The organism is Streptomyces sp. NBC_01224 (genome assembly GCF_036002945.1).
GTDB lineage: Bacteria > Actinomycetota > Actinomycetes > Streptomycetales > Streptomycetaceae > Streptomyces.
Genome location: NZ_CP108529.1, coordinates 4347217 through 4363274, shown reverse-complemented (window position 1 = coordinate 4363274; position 16058 = coordinate 4347217). Strand labels below are relative to the sequence as shown.

At 72.1% G+C, this 16058-nt stretch carries 7 protein-coding genes; 4 read left to right on the top strand and 3 right to left on the bottom strand.

The genetic code is table 11. The features are described 5' to 3' along the window. Positions 1-80: 80 nt before the first annotated feature. Entirely contained in the window at positions 81-1778 is a 1698-nt protein-coding gene (locus tag OG609_RS19290; RefSeq protein ID WP_327273962.1) for a sporulation protein, read from the bottom strand. Between the two features lie 1218 nt (positions 1779-2996). Here OG609_RS19290 and OG609_RS19285 point away from each other — a divergent pair. Beyond that, positions 2997-5108, top strand: a complete 2112-nt coding sequence (locus tag OG609_RS19285) for an asparagine synthase-related protein (protein ID WP_327273961.1) — start codon at positions 2997-2999, stop codon at positions 5106-5108. A 136-nt stretch (positions 5109-5244) separates the two neighbouring features. After that, positions 5245-8637: an ATP-binding protein gene (locus tag OG609_RS19280; protein WP_327273960.1), complete on the top strand. Its 3393-nt coding sequence runs from the start codon at positions 5245-5247 to the stop codon at positions 8635-8637. Here OG609_RS19280 and OG609_RS19275 read toward each other — a convergent pair. Together OG609_RS19275 and OG609_RS19270 are read right to left on the bottom strand one after the other, a co-directional pair. Next, the gene (locus OG609_RS19275; protein WP_327273959.1) at positions 8624-10618 is read right to left on the bottom strand and encodes a sigma-70 family RNA polymerase sigma factor; all 1995 of its coding nucleotides are present in this window, start codon (positions 10616-10618) and stop codon (positions 8624-8626) included. The genes OG609_RS19280 and OG609_RS19275 overlap by 14 nt on opposite strands. 735 nt (positions 10619-11353) lie before the next feature. Next, positions 11354-12253: a TetR/AcrR family transcriptional regulator gene (locus tag OG609_RS19270; protein WP_327273958.1), complete on the bottom strand. Its 900-nt coding sequence runs from the start codon at positions 12251-12253 to the stop codon at positions 11354-11356. A 339-nt stretch (positions 12254-12592) separates the two neighbouring features. Between OG609_RS19270 and OG609_RS19265 the strand changes: the two genes are divergently transcribed. Both OG609_RS19265 and OG609_RS19260 read left to right on the top strand, forming a co-directional pair. Then, complete coding sequence (locus OG609_RS19265; RefSeq protein ID WP_327273957.1) at positions 12593-14053, top strand: NAD(P)/FAD-dependent oxidoreductase; 1461 nt, start codon at positions 12593-12595, stop codon at positions 14051-14053. A gap of 187 nt (positions 14054-14240) precedes the next feature. Next, the gene (locus OG609_RS19260) at positions 14241-16031 is read left to right on the top strand and encodes an ATP-binding SpoIIE family protein phosphatase (RefSeq protein ID WP_327273956.1); all 1791 of its coding nucleotides are present in this window, start codon (positions 14241-14243) and stop codon (positions 16029-16031) included. Positions 16032-16058: the final 27 nt, after the last annotated feature.

The following is a 16058-nucleotide window of genomic DNA, read 5'->3' as shown; positions in this document are numbered from 1 at the left end:
TCCGGACACTGTTTGTATGCCGCAAGGACGTCATGGCGACACGGTGAGGAGGTGCGCGGATCCGTCCCGCGCGGTCCCGGCTACGCGGGCGCCACCAGCAGCGGCCGGGCCCTTTCGCGCAGCTCGGCGACGCGCGGCTCGTGCCCGTACGGTTCGAGCCGGTGCAGCAGATCCCGTACGTACTCCGTGGTCCGCGCCGAGGAGATGCGGCCCGCCACCTCCACCGCCCGGGTGCCCGCCGCGCAGGCCGCGTCCAGATTCCCCGACTCCAGCTCGGCCACCGCCGACACCACGAGCCGCAGTCCGTGCGAGCGGACGAATTCCTCGGTGGGCCTGGACAGGGCCTGCTCGGTGAAGCGCCGCACCTGCCGGGGCGCCTTCAGATCGAGGTGGCACTCCGCGGCATCGGCCGCGAACCTGTCGTACGAGTAGAAGCCCAGCCAGGAGGGGTCCGCATCGCCGTCCCTGGAACGCTCCAGCCAGCCCTCGGCGGCCTTCAGCGCCGCCCCCGCGGCCGGTGCGTCACTCGCCTTCGCATGGGCGCGCGCCTCCACCAGGCGGAAGAAGCTCATGGTGCGGGCCGTGGCGAGCCCCCGGTTGCGTTCGACGGCGGCCTGCGCGAGGTCGACCCCCTCGTCGGCGAAGCCGCGGTAGGTCGCCTGCAGTGACATCGAGGCGAGCACATAGCCGCCGAGAGGTACGTCGGCCGCGGCCCGCGCGAGCCGCAGTGCCTGGATGTAGTAGCGCTGCGCGGCCTCCTGCTGGCCGGTGTCGAAGGCCATCCACCCGGCGAGTCTGGTCAGTTCGGCCGCTGCGCCGAAGAGCGCCCGGCCCACCTCGTCGCTGTACGAACCGAGCAGCAGTGGCGCGGCATCCACGCGTAAGCACTCGGGGACCATGGAGGAACGCCAGTCCCCGCCACCGTACTTGGAATCCCAGCGGCGGGCGTCCTGGGCCGCCTCGCGCAGCTTGGAGACATCGCTGTGGCCGACCCGCAGCGGGGAGATGTCGCTCGTGATCGTGTTCGCGCTGGTGGGCGTGGACGCGGTCTCCGGGCCCGGCTGGGCGGGGATGGACGGTGTCCGCTGTGTCCCCGGGGTTACCGTCGTCGCCTGAGCGGCCAGGGCCCCCGCCGCGCCGGATGTGCCCGCCGTTCCTGCCAGGCCCGGCACGCCGGACTCCGCCTCCGCGCTCTGCCCCGCTGTGGCGCCCGCCGTACCCGGCGCCCTCTGCGCCCCTGCACCGGGGCGTGCGCCCCTTGCGCCCTGGGTGCCGAGGATGGCTGCCTCGGCGGCTGTCGAGTCGCGCGCCACCGACGGGTCGGCGGGGGATATCAGCCAGCGGGACGCGGGCGTCGCGTACGCACTCACCGAGAACGAACCCGCCAGCGACTGCCAGATCCCGCCGCTGCCCGCCCGTCGCCCGGCCAGATCCAGCCGGTACAGCTCGGTCGCCGAACGGACGGCCTCGGACACATCGCGCGGAAAGGCCAGTCCGACCTCCGGCGCCGGATCGGCGTCCGCGAGCCCGATCTCGTGCAGCGGGACCGGCCGGCCGAGTTTGGCGCCGATCGCCGCCGCGATGAGATGGGGCGCGGCGCCCTGCGGCACCATGCCCTTGGAGACCCACCGGGCCACCGACGTCTTGTCGTACCGGAGTGTCAGACCGCGCTGCGCCCCGAGGTCGTTGACCCGCCGGGCCAGCCCGGCGTTGCTGATTCCCGCGAGGGCGAGAACGGTTCCGAGCTTCTCGTTCGGTCCGCGTTGCTCCCTGGACATGCGCCACCCCTCGACACACAGACGGCAGCCGCGTCACCGTTGCGGCGCGCGGCATTCGTACCGTGTCCTCCCCAGGGACGAACCCCGGCACTCCGGCCGCACACGCATTTGGCCGAGCCCCGAGGAATATGCCTCCTGCCGAGAACCTCAGTAAACCCAGCGTAGTTCGCCGCATCCCTACCGTTAAGGGGCAGACGTCCGTATGGCGGGATTGTTGTCCGTGCGGATGCGAGCGGCTTCGCGGCGCCGCTCCGGTCGCCACCGCGGTGCCGCTCCGGTCGCCGCGCACAGCGGCCCGGAACCCGGCTCGGACCCGGCTCGGGACCCCGCTCGGCGCCCCGTTCGTGCGCTCCCGGAGGCACCGTTCGCACGTGGCGGCGACACCGCCCGCCGAGCCCTGTACGTGCTCCTGGTGTGTGGCCGTGCGCCCGGCCGTGCGCTCTCGTACGGCCGTTTCGGAAGCGCTTCCATAGTTGCTGCGTGGGTCGGTCCACTGCATTGGACTCAGTGGGCTGGGGGACACTGCCGCCTCATTCCCCGCAGGCGGCGGACCGGTCCGGGAGGTGAACAGCACCTCCCGGACTGTGCGTTGGCGGCGGTACGGGGCCGGGTGCGGGGCGTGTGCCGGGGCTGCCCGCCGTCCCGGTGGCGATCTCCTGCGGCCGACGGAGGATTCAGGGAGGGATTCGGGAAGAATCGGGGAATGGAGTGGGGCGAAAAGGGACTTCTGATGCGTCGAGTTCCCTGTCGTCGGGTTGCAGTGTGCTCTGAGAATGGCTGAATGTCGTCGGTCGCCCTAGGTTGGGCCGAGCGATTCGCGGACATCGCGTCGACCGTTCGGAGGTCGTCCGCCACCGGTCCGCGGATGGTTCGGGGTGTGGCTGGATTTCGGCTGGTGGATCTCGCGCGTACGGGGAACGCAACACGCCCGAGCCGTAAGCCCGTTGGCGCATCAGCCGCCTCGCGCGGGACGCGTGCCGGTCGGCCCTCGGGAAACCCGCCGCCGGTTGTCACCCCGACGTCCGTCCGTCCACACCGTCCGCCGTCCGCCCCGGTCCGGCCTTTGCCAGGGGCGCATGCGCTTCCGACGTGCGCCGTCCGTAGCCCCTCCTGCGCGCCTTCGTCGTGGCAGCATGTTCGCAACGGCGCCGCGCGTTAACGCAGTTCTCCCGGTACTTTCCTGCTGCGCCGTTTTGTCCACAGCCTGTGGAGGCGGCGATGCGTTGGTTGGTGGGGTGGAGCAGTATCGCCGCGAGCTTCGGCACGGCCGGTGCCGTCGGCGCCGCCGACGAGGGGCGCACGATGCACCCCGTCGGATCCCAACTCCTGTGGGGAGACCCCGATCCTCTCTGGGCCGTCGGCGACTGGCGCCCCGACGAGATCCGTATCAGCGCGGCCGAAACCGCCGAAGGCGCGCCCACCGCCCGGCTCGCCGTCCTCGGCTGCTGCAGCGCCACCGACGAGCAGCTGCGCGCCGGCCTCCTCGCCGCCCGCGGCGGAGCCCTGCGCCATCTCACCTCCTGGCCCGGCAGCTACACGACCGTCGTCCAGGTCGGCCGCCGGATCACCGTCATCGGGGACCTCGCCGGAGCCCGCCCGGTCTTTTACACACCCTGGGCCGGCGGTACGGCGTACGCCACTGCCGCACTCCCGCTCGCCGACCTCATCGAAGCCCAGCTGGACATCGGTCACCTGGCTGCCCTGCTCGCCTGCCCCGAAACACCGGAGGCACTGCGCGACGGCACCCCGTACGCGGGAGTGAAGCGCATCCCGCCGGGGCACGCACTCATCCTCCGCGAGGGCTCGCGCGAGATCACCGGGTACGAGGCGGTGGCCTCCCTCGCCGTCGCCGCGCCCCAACTCGACCCGGTCAGCGCCGTCGACGGGGTGCGCGACGCACTGGTCGAAGCCGTGCGCGCCAGGCTCACCGCCCCGCGCCATGCACCCGAAACCCTGCCGCCCGACCCCGGACCGGTCCCCGGCATGGGGCCCGCCGAACGACGCGCCGCCCGCGGCGCACCCGTACCCGGCATCGGCGCAGACCTCTCCGGAGGCAGCGCCTCCGCCACCCTCGCCCTGCTCGCCGCCGGACTGCCGGGCCTGCCCGGCACCCTCCTCGGCCACGGTACGGGGGCGGGGGAGCGGCTGCTCGCCGTCACCTTCAACGACCTCACCGCACACGGACACGAGGACGAACTCGAACGCGCCCGGGTCATCGCCGCCAACCCGCGCCTGCACCATGTCGTCGTCGCCGCCGGGGAAGAGGCCCTGCCCTACGCCGACCTGGGCGCCGGCCCGCTCACCGATGAACCCGCCCCGTCCCTCGTCGTCGCCGAGCGCCACCGCCGCCGCCTCGCCTCCGGCAGCGCCGACCACTTCGTCGGCGGCGGCGCCCGGCAGGTGCTCGACGCCCACCCGGCCCGCCTCGCCGACCTGCTGATGGACCGGGGCCGACGCCATCTGCTGCGTCCGGTCGCCGCACTCGCCAAGGCCGAGGGCCCGACCGCGCACTCCCTCTTCGTCCCGCTGACCGTCTACCGCGCGGCCCGCCGCCTGTCCCGTACGTCGTACCGCACCGGCCTGGAAACGGCGGCCGACCGGCTGCCGGACGCCAACCGCCACACCCCCGACCTCGACACCCCCGCCGACGCCTCGCTCGCCGCCCTCGCCTGGTCGCGGCCGGGACCCGCAGCGCGCTGGCTCACGGGGGAGGCGCTCGCCGAAGTATCGGTTCGTCTGCAGGAGGCGGCGATCCGCCCCGCCTCCATCCAGCGCCCGGGCGAGGCCCGCGCCCGGGCCGCCCTCGCCCGGTACGCCGCCGACCACCGGATCCTGGAACAGGCCGCGGAGAACCGCAGTCAGCGGCTGCACGCCCCGTTCCTCGACAATCAGGTCGTACGCGCCGCCCGCGCGCTCCCCGAATCGCTCCGGGTCCAGCCGGGCGCCCGCGCCGCGGTCCTGCGCCGGGTGCTCGCGGGCGCAGGCATCCACGAACTGCCGCCCGGCTGGGGCGCCCCTTCCCTCGCCACCTCGAACGCGACCGCCCGCACCGGACTGCGCGCTGCCCTCCCCGACCTGATCGCCCTCTTCGACGCACCTCTGCTCGCCGACGCGGGCCTGGTCGAGGCCCGTGTCGTACGAAAGGCCCTGCGCGCGGCTTCGGAGGGCGAACCGCTCCCGCTGGACGGCCTGGCGCACCTGGCGGCCACGGAACTCTGGCTCCGCCGCCTCGTCTCGCGGCGCGGCACCTGCTGGACGGGCACGGCGGCACCCCGCCAGCGTGCGGTCGCGGGCGGAGTCGTCCCGACGAGGCGGACGCTGCAGCCATAGCAGCCATAGCAGCCATAGCAGCCATAGCGGCCATAGCAGCCATAGCGGCGATAGGCGCCGTAGTAGCCGCAGTAGCTGTAGCAGCCGTTGTCGGTGGGCCCCCGCTTCCGGCCGCCCCACGGGACAGAATGGCCGGGTGCGGTACCTGATCCTGGGCGTCACCGAGGCGCGAGACGAGAACGGCAGTGCGCTGCCCACGGGCGGTACGCGGCTGCGCGCCCTCCTCGCCGCCCTCGCCCTGCGTACGGGCCGGCCCGTCCCCGTCGCCGATCTCGTCGACGACGTATGGGCCGGCGATCCCCCGTACGACGCTCCCGCCGCGCTCCAGGCCCTCGTGGGCCGGCTGCGCCGTGTGCTGGGCAGGGATGCGATCACGAGCACCCACGGCGGCTACCGCCTGGAGGCCGCGCCCGACGAGGTCGACCTGCATGTGTTCGAGCGGCTGTCCCGGCAGGGGGCCGCCGAGCTCGACGCGGGCGACCCCGTGACGGCGGCCCGCACGCTCCGTACCGCGCTCGCCCTGTGGCGCGGCCCGGCCCTGGCCGACCTGCCGGACCGGGACCACGGCCACGGCCTGCGCCCGGAGGCCCACCGCCTGGCCGCGCTGGAACGCCGCATCGAGGCCGACCTGCGGTGTGCGGGGGCGGGTGCCGCTGTCGGAGTGGGGCCTGCTGCCGGCCCGCGCACCCTCGTACCGGAGCTCAAGGAGCTGACCGCGGCCCACCCGTACGACGAACGCTTCCGGGTTCAGCTGATCCGCGCCCTGCGCGCCGATGGCCGCCAGGCCGACGCGCTGGCCGCTTACGAGGACGCTCGCCGCGCCCTCGCCGACCGCCTCGGCACCGATCCCGGACCGGAACTGATTGCACTCCACCGGGAGTTGCTCACTCCTCCGTCGGGGGCGTCATCCGAAGCAGCCGCACCGGCTGCATCAGGCTCACCCGACACACCGAACCACGCCCCCCGCCGAGGCAACCTCCGCCCCCGGCTCACCTCATTCGTCGGCCGTGAGCCCGAACTGCGCTCCATCCGCGCCGATCTGACCCGATCCCGTCTGGTCACCCTCACCGGCCCCGGCGGCTCCGGCAAGACCCGTCTCGCCGAGGAGGCCGCCGCCCAGGGAGGCCGGGCGGTCCCGGGCCCCACGGACGCCTGGATCGCGGAACTCGCCCCCTTGGACGACCCCGTAGACGTTCCCGGAGCCGTATTCTCCGCTCTCGGCCTGCGTGAGACGACCCTTCTCCGGGACAACAACCGCGACGGGCAGCCGCTGCGCACCGACCCGACCGACCTTCTCGTCGAGCACCTGGCGCACTGCTCCCGCATCCGCCCCTTCCTGCTCATTCTGGACAACTGTGAACACGTCATCGACGCGGCCGCCGCCCTCGCCGAGACCCTGCTCACCCACTGCCCGCAGCTGCGCATCCTCGCCACCAGCCGCGAACCCCTCGGCGTCCCCGGCGAGTGCGTACGCCCGGTCGGCCCGCTCCCGGCCGACCCCGCCCACAGGCTGTTCGCCGAGCGCGCCCGCGCCGTACGTCCCGACTTCGACCCCGAGCAGGAGGCCGCACACGATCCGGACGCCGTCGCCGAGATCTGCCGGCGGCTCGACGGGCAGCCGCTCGCCATCGAACTCGCCGCTGCCCGGCTGCGGCTGCTCAGCCCGCGCCAGATCGCGGACCGGCTCGACGACCGGTTTCGTCTGCTGACCGGCGGAGCCCGTACCGTACTGCCGCGTCAGCAGACGCTGCGCGCCGTCGTCGACTGGTCCTGGGACCTGCTCGACGAGGACGAACGCACGGTTCTGCGGCAGGTCTCCGTCTTCGCGGGCGGCTGGGACCTGCCCGCCGCAGAAGCCGTGACCACGGCTGGGGCAACCCCTGCCGCCGAGGCCCCGAGCACCGAAGCCCTTGCCCGGCACTCCACCGCCGACCTGATCGGCGCTCTCGTCGACAAGTCCCTCGTCGTCGCCACCCCGACCGCCTCCGGCGAGATGCGCTACCGCCTTCTGGAGACCATCCACGAGTACGCCACCGACCGCGCCGCCGAGACCCCGGACGTCCGCGCCGCCGCCGCGAGCGCGCACACCGCGTACTTCGTCGCACTGGTCGAGGAGGCCGAGCCCCGCCTTCGCTCCGGCGACCAGCTCCCCTGGATCGCACGCCTGGAGACGGACCTCGACAACATCCGGGCCGCCCTGCACCGCTCCATCACCACCCCGTCCGAACCGGACGCGGTGCGCCTGGTTCTCGGTATGGGGTGGTTCTGGTTTCTGCGGAACTTCCGTCCCGAGGGCCTCACCTGGGCCGAGCGGGCCGTGGCGCTCGGACCGGAACCGGACGACGGCAGCGACCCTCGCTTCTGGCCGCGCATGCATCTGGAGGTACTGCGGTACTTCCTCGCCGCGGAGAGCGGCCCGGCCGACGACATCCGCGGTGATGACCGGCGCCGGGCCCTGATGGGCCGGGTGGCCGACGCGTTCGGGTCGTCCGGTCCGCAGTCCGCCCGTTTCCCGGGACTGATCTGGCCGATCACCTTGTTCGTGAGCCGCACCACCGCCGAAGCGCACGAGATGATCGATATGGCGGTCGCCAACGCCCGTATCCACGGCGGCGGCTGGGAGTACGGCGTCACGCTGTTGTTCCGTACCCACATGGTCGTCGACATGCCCGGCGGCATGCCCGGTGTCGACGACGATCTCGCCGAGCTGCGCGAGTTGAGCCGCCGCGTCGGCGACCGCTGGCTGCGTGCGCAGGTCGCGGGCGCCGCCGCGGAGGCCGGCATGGTGCGCGGACGGTACGAGGAGGCGCGCGTGGCGTACGAGGAGGCGTTGCTGCTCGCCCGCGAGGTCGGGGCGCACGCCGAGGGACCGTTTCTCCTCGCCCGCCTCGCCGAACTCGACTACCGGACCGGGGACATGGCCGGTTTCGAGCGGACTCTGGCCGAGTCGGAGACCGAGGCGGAGCGCTACCAGGTGCACGACGCCCGCGCCTACACCCACTTCCTGCGCGCCACCCTGGCCCTGGACCGCGGCGAGATCGCGAAGGCGCGACGGCTGGTCACCGAGGCGGAGGCCTCGGCCGGACGCGGCAGCCCGCCGTCGCACTTCACCGCAGTGGTCGAAGGGCTGGCTGCCCGGATCGCCGTGCACGAGCCGGGCCCCGAGGGCGGCCCGGCGGCCGGGGTACGGGGTCTGACGCTCGCACTCCGCGCGGCGCGGGACGCCCAGTGCGCCGAGCTCGTCACCGGACATCTGGCGGACGCTGTGGCGAGCGTGCTACCGAAGGTGGGCCGCCACCGAGCTGCCGTACGGATCCTGGCGGCGGCCGACGGCTGGCGCCTGTCCGGCCTCAGAACCAAGGCGCAACAGGCCGAGGCGGACGAGGCCGGGCGACGGGCATGCGAGGAACTGGGACCTCAGCTGTACGAGTCGGAGCGCGCCGCAGGCCGCACGCTGACGGTCGACGACGTCATCGAGCTCCTGACCCGCATCACCGCAGAACTCCCGGGCCCCCTCACCGACAACTGATGGTCGAATCCGCCCAGTCGGCGAGGGCCGCTCCGCCGCCCGGTTTTTCCCGCTCGACGACGAGCCGGATCCTTTGCTGACCGGTGATACCGACCCCGACGGGTACGGCAGGGTCGTTACCGTTCATCACCGGGGACTGCCACAGCCGCGTCCCGTCACCGTTGAAGACGGAGAAGCGCACCGAGCCGAACCCCATCGTCAAGTCGTCGACCCCGACCATGGCCTCGTACCGAGTGCACTGCCGGTTCAGCTGAATGGTGACCGAGGACTTGCTGTGGACGGTCACCCCGTGCGTGTACTGCGTGCCGCCGATCGACAGGTTGGAACGCTGCCAGATCCAGTTACTCTCACCGATCACCACCTCCGGTCGGGTGTGGTCACCCAGCATCGAGTAGCTCAGTTCGCTGACCCGGTAGAGGGTCGGCGCGGGCGGAGCCGGCGGCGGAGGCGGGGTTGGGGTCGGGGTCGGGGTCGGGGCGGGCGGTTGCGACGTGGCAGGCGTCGAGGGCTTGGGGGTGGGCGTCGGCGTCGGCTTGGGGGTGGGCGTCGGTGTCGGAGTAGGCGTCGGCGTTGGCTTCGGTGTCGGCGTCGGGGACGGGGCAGGCGGTGCGGGCGGTGCCGGCGCATCGGGCTTCGGCGGTGTCGGCTTCGGCCTCGGCGGTGCGGGAGTCGGCACCGCGGGCGCCACGGCAGCCGGCTTGGCCGCATGTCCGACCTCGGGCTCCGGCTGGTCGTTGCCGACCAGTGCCCAGGCCAGTCCGGCCGTCACGGCCACGGCAGCCGCCGCAGCGATACCGGCCTTCGCCGGGGCACCGAGCCCTTCCGAGAGCGCGGCACCACCGGCCGAGCTCCCGGACGAGCTTCCACCGGTCACCGCTGCGGCGGCAGCCGCGCCCGTGGCTCCCGCCGCGCCACCGGCGACGATTCCGGCAGCCTTGAGCACATACCCGGCGGCGAACCAGCCGATGACCGCGACCGGCAGCAGCGCAGGAATCCCGGCGTTGACATGGGCCAGTTCGCCCGCGGCGAGCCGGCACTTCGCACACTCGTCCAGATGCCCCCGCAACCCGCGCTCGGCGCGCATCCGGAGTCCACCCCGGGCATACGCGCCGAGGCGGTCGGCGTAACGTGCACAGTCGCCGCCCGAGGTGAGCGCCTGGCTCACATGCGCCTGCAGGTAGGCCTGCTTGAGCCCTTCGCGGGCCCGGCTGGCCAGCACCGCCGTGGCATTGGCGGTCAGCCCGAACAGCGGGGCGATATCGCTGGGCGACTCCTCCTCGACGGTGGTGTGCCACAGCACCGCCTGCCAGCGCTCCGGCAGACTGCGGAACGCCCGCATCGCCATCGCCTGCTCGGCCTCGTGCATCGCCAGCACATCGGCACCGAGGTCGAGCGTGTCCGCGTCCGACACCTGGGAGGACTGGGATGCCTGGGTGGCGAACACCGCGAAGTCATCGACCAATTGCTCCCGCTTCGCGGTCTTGGTCCACGCGGCTCCGACATGCCGGACAGCCGTCATGAGGTAGGCCCGTACCGCCTCTTCCGGCCCCTTGCCTCTGCGTACCGCCTGCAGTGTGCGGGCGAAGACCTCGGCCGTCAGGTCGTCGGCGGTGTGCGCGTCCCGGCAGCAGGTCCGCGCGTAGCGGCGCACCGCGTCCGAGTGCCGCCGGAACAGCTCCTCGTACGCGAGATCGTCGCCGTCCCGCATTTGCCTGATCAACTCGGCGTCGGAGAAAGCGGAGCCGGAGGCATCGGCGGCGGTGGTTCGGCCGCCTTCCCGCTGCATCGGCACCGCGACACCGGCCTCGACAGGTCCCGGCCACGGACCGGGCAGGACGGTACCGCCCTCGGCTTCACCACTCGACCGCCCGGGTCCGCCCTGACTCGGTACCTGCCGGGAGGTCAGCCCACCGGTCTCCGCCACACCACCCGCGGCGGAAACGTCGTCGAACGACTCTTCCTGCTGCCCGTCACCGCTCATCGCGGAAGCCCCCGTATGCGCTTTCGGACCCGAACACCGGGCAAGAGTGCCACATGGCGCAATCACGCCGAACCTTCAGCCCCTGCAACCACTCATCCGGGGCGTTTTCCCGAATGTGAGCACTAGCGGCTACTCATTCGGGGAAGGCTCAATGAGTTTTTTTCTGCACGGGTGGGTTCAAGGCCAAGGGCGGCAGCCCCACCGACAAGAGCCGATCAAGCGCGGGAGAAACGCCGATCAAGAGCCACTCGAGCGACGTTCGAGAGTCGGTCAAAGAACCGGAGGAGAGCCGAGACGGCGCCACAGACAGCCGGTCGGCGGGCAGAGAACGCCCCGGTCCAGGCCCGGTCGAGAGGACGGACGCGGAGGCCGGAAGGGGAGGACGAGCGGTCCACGAGCGACGATGGGCTGCCGACCGGGACCCGCCTGAACGGGCCACGCCCACCGCTCAACGCCCAGCGGATTCACGCCAGGCCAATCGCACCTGACGCCGCGCCCCAGCCACCCGGTCCGATCCGACGGCGCGCCCCAGCCACCCGCCCCGGAGAGCCGGCGCACCCACGCACAACACGCCCGCGCACCAGCACCCTCAGGCGTCACCGTGCTCACGCGCCGCCACAGTCACCACGCCAACGCGCCGCGCTCACACGCCGACGCCGCCACCTCACCGAGCCGGCACGCGCACCACGCTCACACGCCGGCACGCACGCGCACTCCGCTACCGCGCAGCCCCTCTCACGCGACCGGTCGAGAGCGCAGCCCCTCCAGCAGGATGTCCAGCAGTCGGCTCGAAGCCGCAGCCTGCTGATCCGCGTCGGGCAGCGAAGGCGCCGCCGTCGCGATGACCAGCAGCACATCCGCCACCGTCACATCACGGCGCAGCTCACCGGCTGCCCGTGCCCGGTCCACCAGCCGGCCGACGACCTCCAGCAGTTCGCCGGCTCCCGTGTCGTCGTCCTCGATGCCGGTCTCCGTGAGGGAAGGCCCGTCGGCCGGCCGGAGGTCGGCCTGACCCGCGCCCTGCCGCTGCTGAGGCACCCGCGTCTCGCCCCGAGCACTGCCCGGACCCGAGTCCGGTACGGAGGCCGCTATGGCCTGCGGCTCCCCGACCGCGTTCGAGTCGTCGGCGTCGACCCCGACCCGCAGCACCTGCGGCGGCAGCAGCCGCCCTGCGCCCGACGCCACGGACGTTCGCAGGAAGCACGACAGCGCCGACCACGGCTCTTCCTCCTGGCCCAGCGCGGTCCGCGCCTGGTCCGTCAGCCGGGAGGTCTCCTCCTCGGCTATCCGCCGAACCAGCACGTCCTTGCTCGGGAACCGCCGGTACACCGTGCCGACTCCGACTTTGGCGCGACGCGCCACGTCCTCCATCGGAGCCCCGTATCCCAGCTCACCGAACACCTCGCGTGCGGCTCGCAGCACATGCTCCAGATTGCGCTGTGCGTCCACGCGGAGCGGAGCCGAGCGCCCGTTCGCTCCGGCGGCCCCGGCTGTTCCGGCCGTGCCGGCTGTTCCGGCTGCAGCGACCGGACCCACCGTGTCCACTGTCCCCACCGCTCCGTTTCGTCCGTTTCCGTCGGACGAATGGGACGTAACTGCCGTAGCAGTCTGCCAATGAGAATCCTGAATGTGCATAACTGTTCCCCCGGTTATGACGTCTCCCCCCGGAGACTTCCCGCCGTTTAGTCAGAGTGTGGATCATGGTCTCAACCCGACACCCCGACGACATACGAACATAGTTGAGCCCGGGTCAATTCAGAAGGGGGTAGTTCCGCACGGAGCGCCCCCCGATCGGAGCAAGGACCGGTTGGTTACTGATTCGACCCCCGCCCGCGACCCCCACTCCAACCCCTGACCTGCGCAGCTTCCGTGTTGTCGCCGCGATCGGCAGCAGCAGCCCGTCCAGAACCTCCGGTCACACAATTTGCCGGGGCTGTGGACAAACCCTTGAGCACGTTGCGTCATGGGGTGGTGATGGCTTCAGATTCCGGGGGAACACCCCCCGGCCCCCCGCCGGGTGTGCGCGTTCTCGTCGTCGGCGGCGGCTACGTCGGGATGTACACAGCGCTGCGTCTCCAGCGGAAGCTGAAGCAGAGACTCAGAAACGGTGAGGCCGAGATCGTCGTCGTCACGCCCGAGCCTTATATGACGTATCAGCCATTTCTGCCCGAAGCGGCTGCCGGCTCGATCTCACCGCGCCATGTCGTCGTGCCGCTCCGCCGGATCCTGGCGCACTGCAAGATCGTGATCGGTGAGGCACAACGCATCGACCACGCCAAACGCACGGCGACCGTCACCACCCTCGCCACCGGGGAGGACGGCACCGGCGCCGTCGAGATCCCGTACGACGAACTCGTCCTCGCACCAGGCTCCGTCTCGCGCACCCTCCCGGTCCCCGGCCTCGCCGACCACGGCATCGGCTTCAAGACCATCGAGGAGGCCATCGGCCTGCGCAACCATGTCATCGAGCAAATGGACATCGCCTCTGCCACCCGCGACCCGGCCATCCGCGACGCCGCCCTCACCTTCGTCTTCGTCGGCGGCGGATATGCGGGCGTCGAGGCCCTGGCCGAGCTGGAGGACATGGCCCGCTACACCTCGCGGTACTACCACAACATCAAGGCAGAGGACCTGAAATGGATCCTCGTGGAGGCGACCGGCCGAATCCTTCCCGAGGTCGGCGACGCCATGGGCACCTACGCGATCCGGGAGCTGCGAGGCCGCAATATCGACGTACGCCTCGACACCCGGCTGGAGTCCTGCGAGGACCGCATCGCCGTCCTGAGCGACGGTTCCCGCTTCCCGACCCGCACCCTCGTGTGGACCGCGGGCGTCAAACCCGCGCCGATCCTCGCCGCCACCGACCTGCCGCTCAACGAGCGCGGCAGGCTCACATGCACGGCGGAACTCACCGTCGAAGGGGTCGAGCATGCCTGGGCCGCCGGGGACGCCGCGGCCGTACCCGACCTGACCGCCGCGGAAAACGGCAAGGAGACCGCCCCCAACGCCCAGCACGCCGTGCGCCAGGCCAAGGTCCTCGCCGAGAACGTCCTCGCGTCGATCAGCGGAGAACCCCTCAAGGAGTACCGGCACAGCTACGCGGGCTCCGTCGCCTCACTCGGTCTCCACAAGGGCGTCGCCCATGTCTACGGTCGTAAGCTCAGGGGCTACCCAGCCTGGCTGATGCACCGTACGTACCACCTCAGCCGCGTCCCGACGTTCAACCGGAAGGCCCGTGTCCTTGCCGAATGGACCCTCGCCGGGCTCTTCAAGCGCGAGATCGTCTCCCTCGGTTCGCTGGAACACCCGCGCGCCGAGTTCGAACTCGCCGCAGGAGGCAAACGCCCCGGGCGGACCGGCCCGCCGAACGCCGACGGCACGCCGGGACCCGGCTACCCGCCAGGGCCCGAGGGCCCGCCGAGGAACGGCGGCTGACTGCCCGTCGGCCCGTCTGCGCACCCACCCGGGACCCGTCCGTACCGACAACTGTCAGTACGGTCCGTCACACTGGACGTGTGACCATGGGTGGACCCACACCTGCACAGAGTGACCCGGCCGGCAGTGACCGACAGTGAGCAGCCCGCCCGAGCGGACCAGACCGACACACGAGGCCAGAAATTCCGTGAACTTCACGCGTTGGAGCGCCCGCCTACCCGGAACGCAGCGCCGCGCCGCCGCACGGGACGACCGCAGTCCCGTGCCCTCGGCCCGCGCCGAGTACGCTCAGCCCGAGACCGGGCCCTGCCCGCCGGACGGCGACACGCGCAGTGACACGCCTGGCGACAAGAGCGGCGACACGCACCACGACACGCACGGCGAACCTCCCTGGGACCGCGGCCCTGCCCTGGAGGATCTCTCCGCCCGGGACATCCTCGGCCAGCTGCCCGCCCTGGTGGCCCTGGTGTACGGCCCCGACCACCGGATCGCGTACGTCAACGACGCCTACGTCGCCGCCTTCGGACCGCGCCCGGCCGGTGCCACCGCCGCCGAGGCCATGCCCGAGCTCACCGAGCTCAGCCTGCTGCCCCTCATGGACCAGGTCCTACGCAGTGGCACACCCCGTACGGTCAAGTCCCGCAAGGTCCGCAACGGCAATTCCTACACCGTGACCTGCACCCCGGTGCACAGGGACAGCGACGGCGAAACCGACGGCCGCGACGGAGACGGAAACAAGAAACAGAACAAGGGCAGCCGGATCGGCAAGAACAGGAACGAAGGCAGCGAAGGCGGAGTGCTCGTGTACGCCGTCGATGTCACCGACCACGCCGAAGCGGCCGAACGGCTCCGCGCCAGCGAGCGCCGCCACCGCGAAACGGCCGTCACCCTCCAGCGCTCCCTGCTCCCGCAGGAGCTGGAGCAGCCCGACGACCTGCGGATCGCCGCCACCTACCAGCCAGGCGGCACGGATGCCGCGGTCGGCGGCGACTGGTACGACGTCATCACCCTCGGCGCAGGCCGCACCGCCCTGGTCATCGGGGATGTGATGGGCCGTGGGGTGCGAGCCGCCGCCGTCATGGGCCAGCTCCGGACGGCCGTGCGCGCCTATGCCCGCCTCGACCTCCCGCCGCACGAGGTGCTCCAGCTCCTCGACGGTCTCGCCGCCGAGATCGACGCCAGCCAGATCGCCACCTGCGCCTACGCGGTCCACGATCCGAACGAGGGCCGGCTCGTCTACGCCTCCGCCGGGCACCTCCCGATCCTGGTGTGCCACGAGGACGGTACGGTCCACCGCGCCGAGGACCCGACTGGACCACCGCTCGGCACCGGCGGCTGGATCCACACATCGGGCACGATCGCGCTGCCGCCCGGCTCCACCGCGGTCCTCTACACGGACGGCCTGGTGGAGCGCCGCAGCGAGGACATCGACGAGGGCGTCGCCGCTCTGGAACGCGCCCTCTCCGGTGCCAAGGGTTCACCCCAGGTGGTCTGCGACCGGCTGATCCGCTCCCTCGGCGTCACCGCGGAGCACGACGACGACGTGGCGGTGCTGGTGGTCCAGCACCCCGCCCGAACGGGGGCGAACGCGGAGCTGTTCCACAATGCCTCGCTCGATCTTCTCGGCGGCATCGAAGCGGCCCCGCGCGCCCGCGCCTTCGCGACCGGCGTCCTGACCTCGTGGCGTTTCCCGGTCGAACTCTGCGACCTGGGCGTCCTGGCCGCCGGCGAACTCGTCGCGAATTCCCTCAAGCACGGCACCCCGCCGATGCGCCTGGGCCTGCGCCGCACCGATCGCCGCCTGATCATCGAGGTGACCGACGGCGACGACCACCTGCCGCGCCGTCGACGAGCCGACCCGGCGGACGAAGCGGGCCGCGGCATCTCCATCGTCGCGACGATCGCCACATCCTGGGGCAGCCGCCGCACACCTGGCGGCGGCAAAGCGGTCTGGTGCGAATTCACCCTGCCGCAGTAGGGGCCCTGCCGAAGCAGGACCCCTACT

Excerpts from the sequence above, each read along its gene's own strand:
- OG609_RS19290 (WP_327273962.1), bottom strand. The coding sequence starts at position 1,778 with ATGTCCAGGGAGCAACGCGGACCGAACGAGAAGCTCGGAACCGTTCTC.
- OG609_RS19285 (WP_327273961.1), top strand. The coding sequence starts at position 2,997 with ATGCGTTGGTTGGTGGGGTGGAGCAGTATCGCCGCGAGCTTCGGCACG.
- OG609_RS19275 (WP_327273959.1), bottom strand. The coding sequence starts at position 10,618 with ATGAGCGGTGACGGGCAGCAGGAAGAGTCGTTCGACGACGTTTCCGCC.
- OG609_RS19270 (WP_327273958.1), bottom strand. The coding sequence starts at position 12,253 with ATGCACATTCAGGATTCTCATTGGCAGACTGCTACGGCAGTTACGTCC.
- OG609_RS19265 (WP_327273957.1), top strand. The coding sequence starts at position 12,593 with ATGGCTTCAGATTCCGGGGGAACACCCCCCGGCCCCCCGCCGGGTGTG.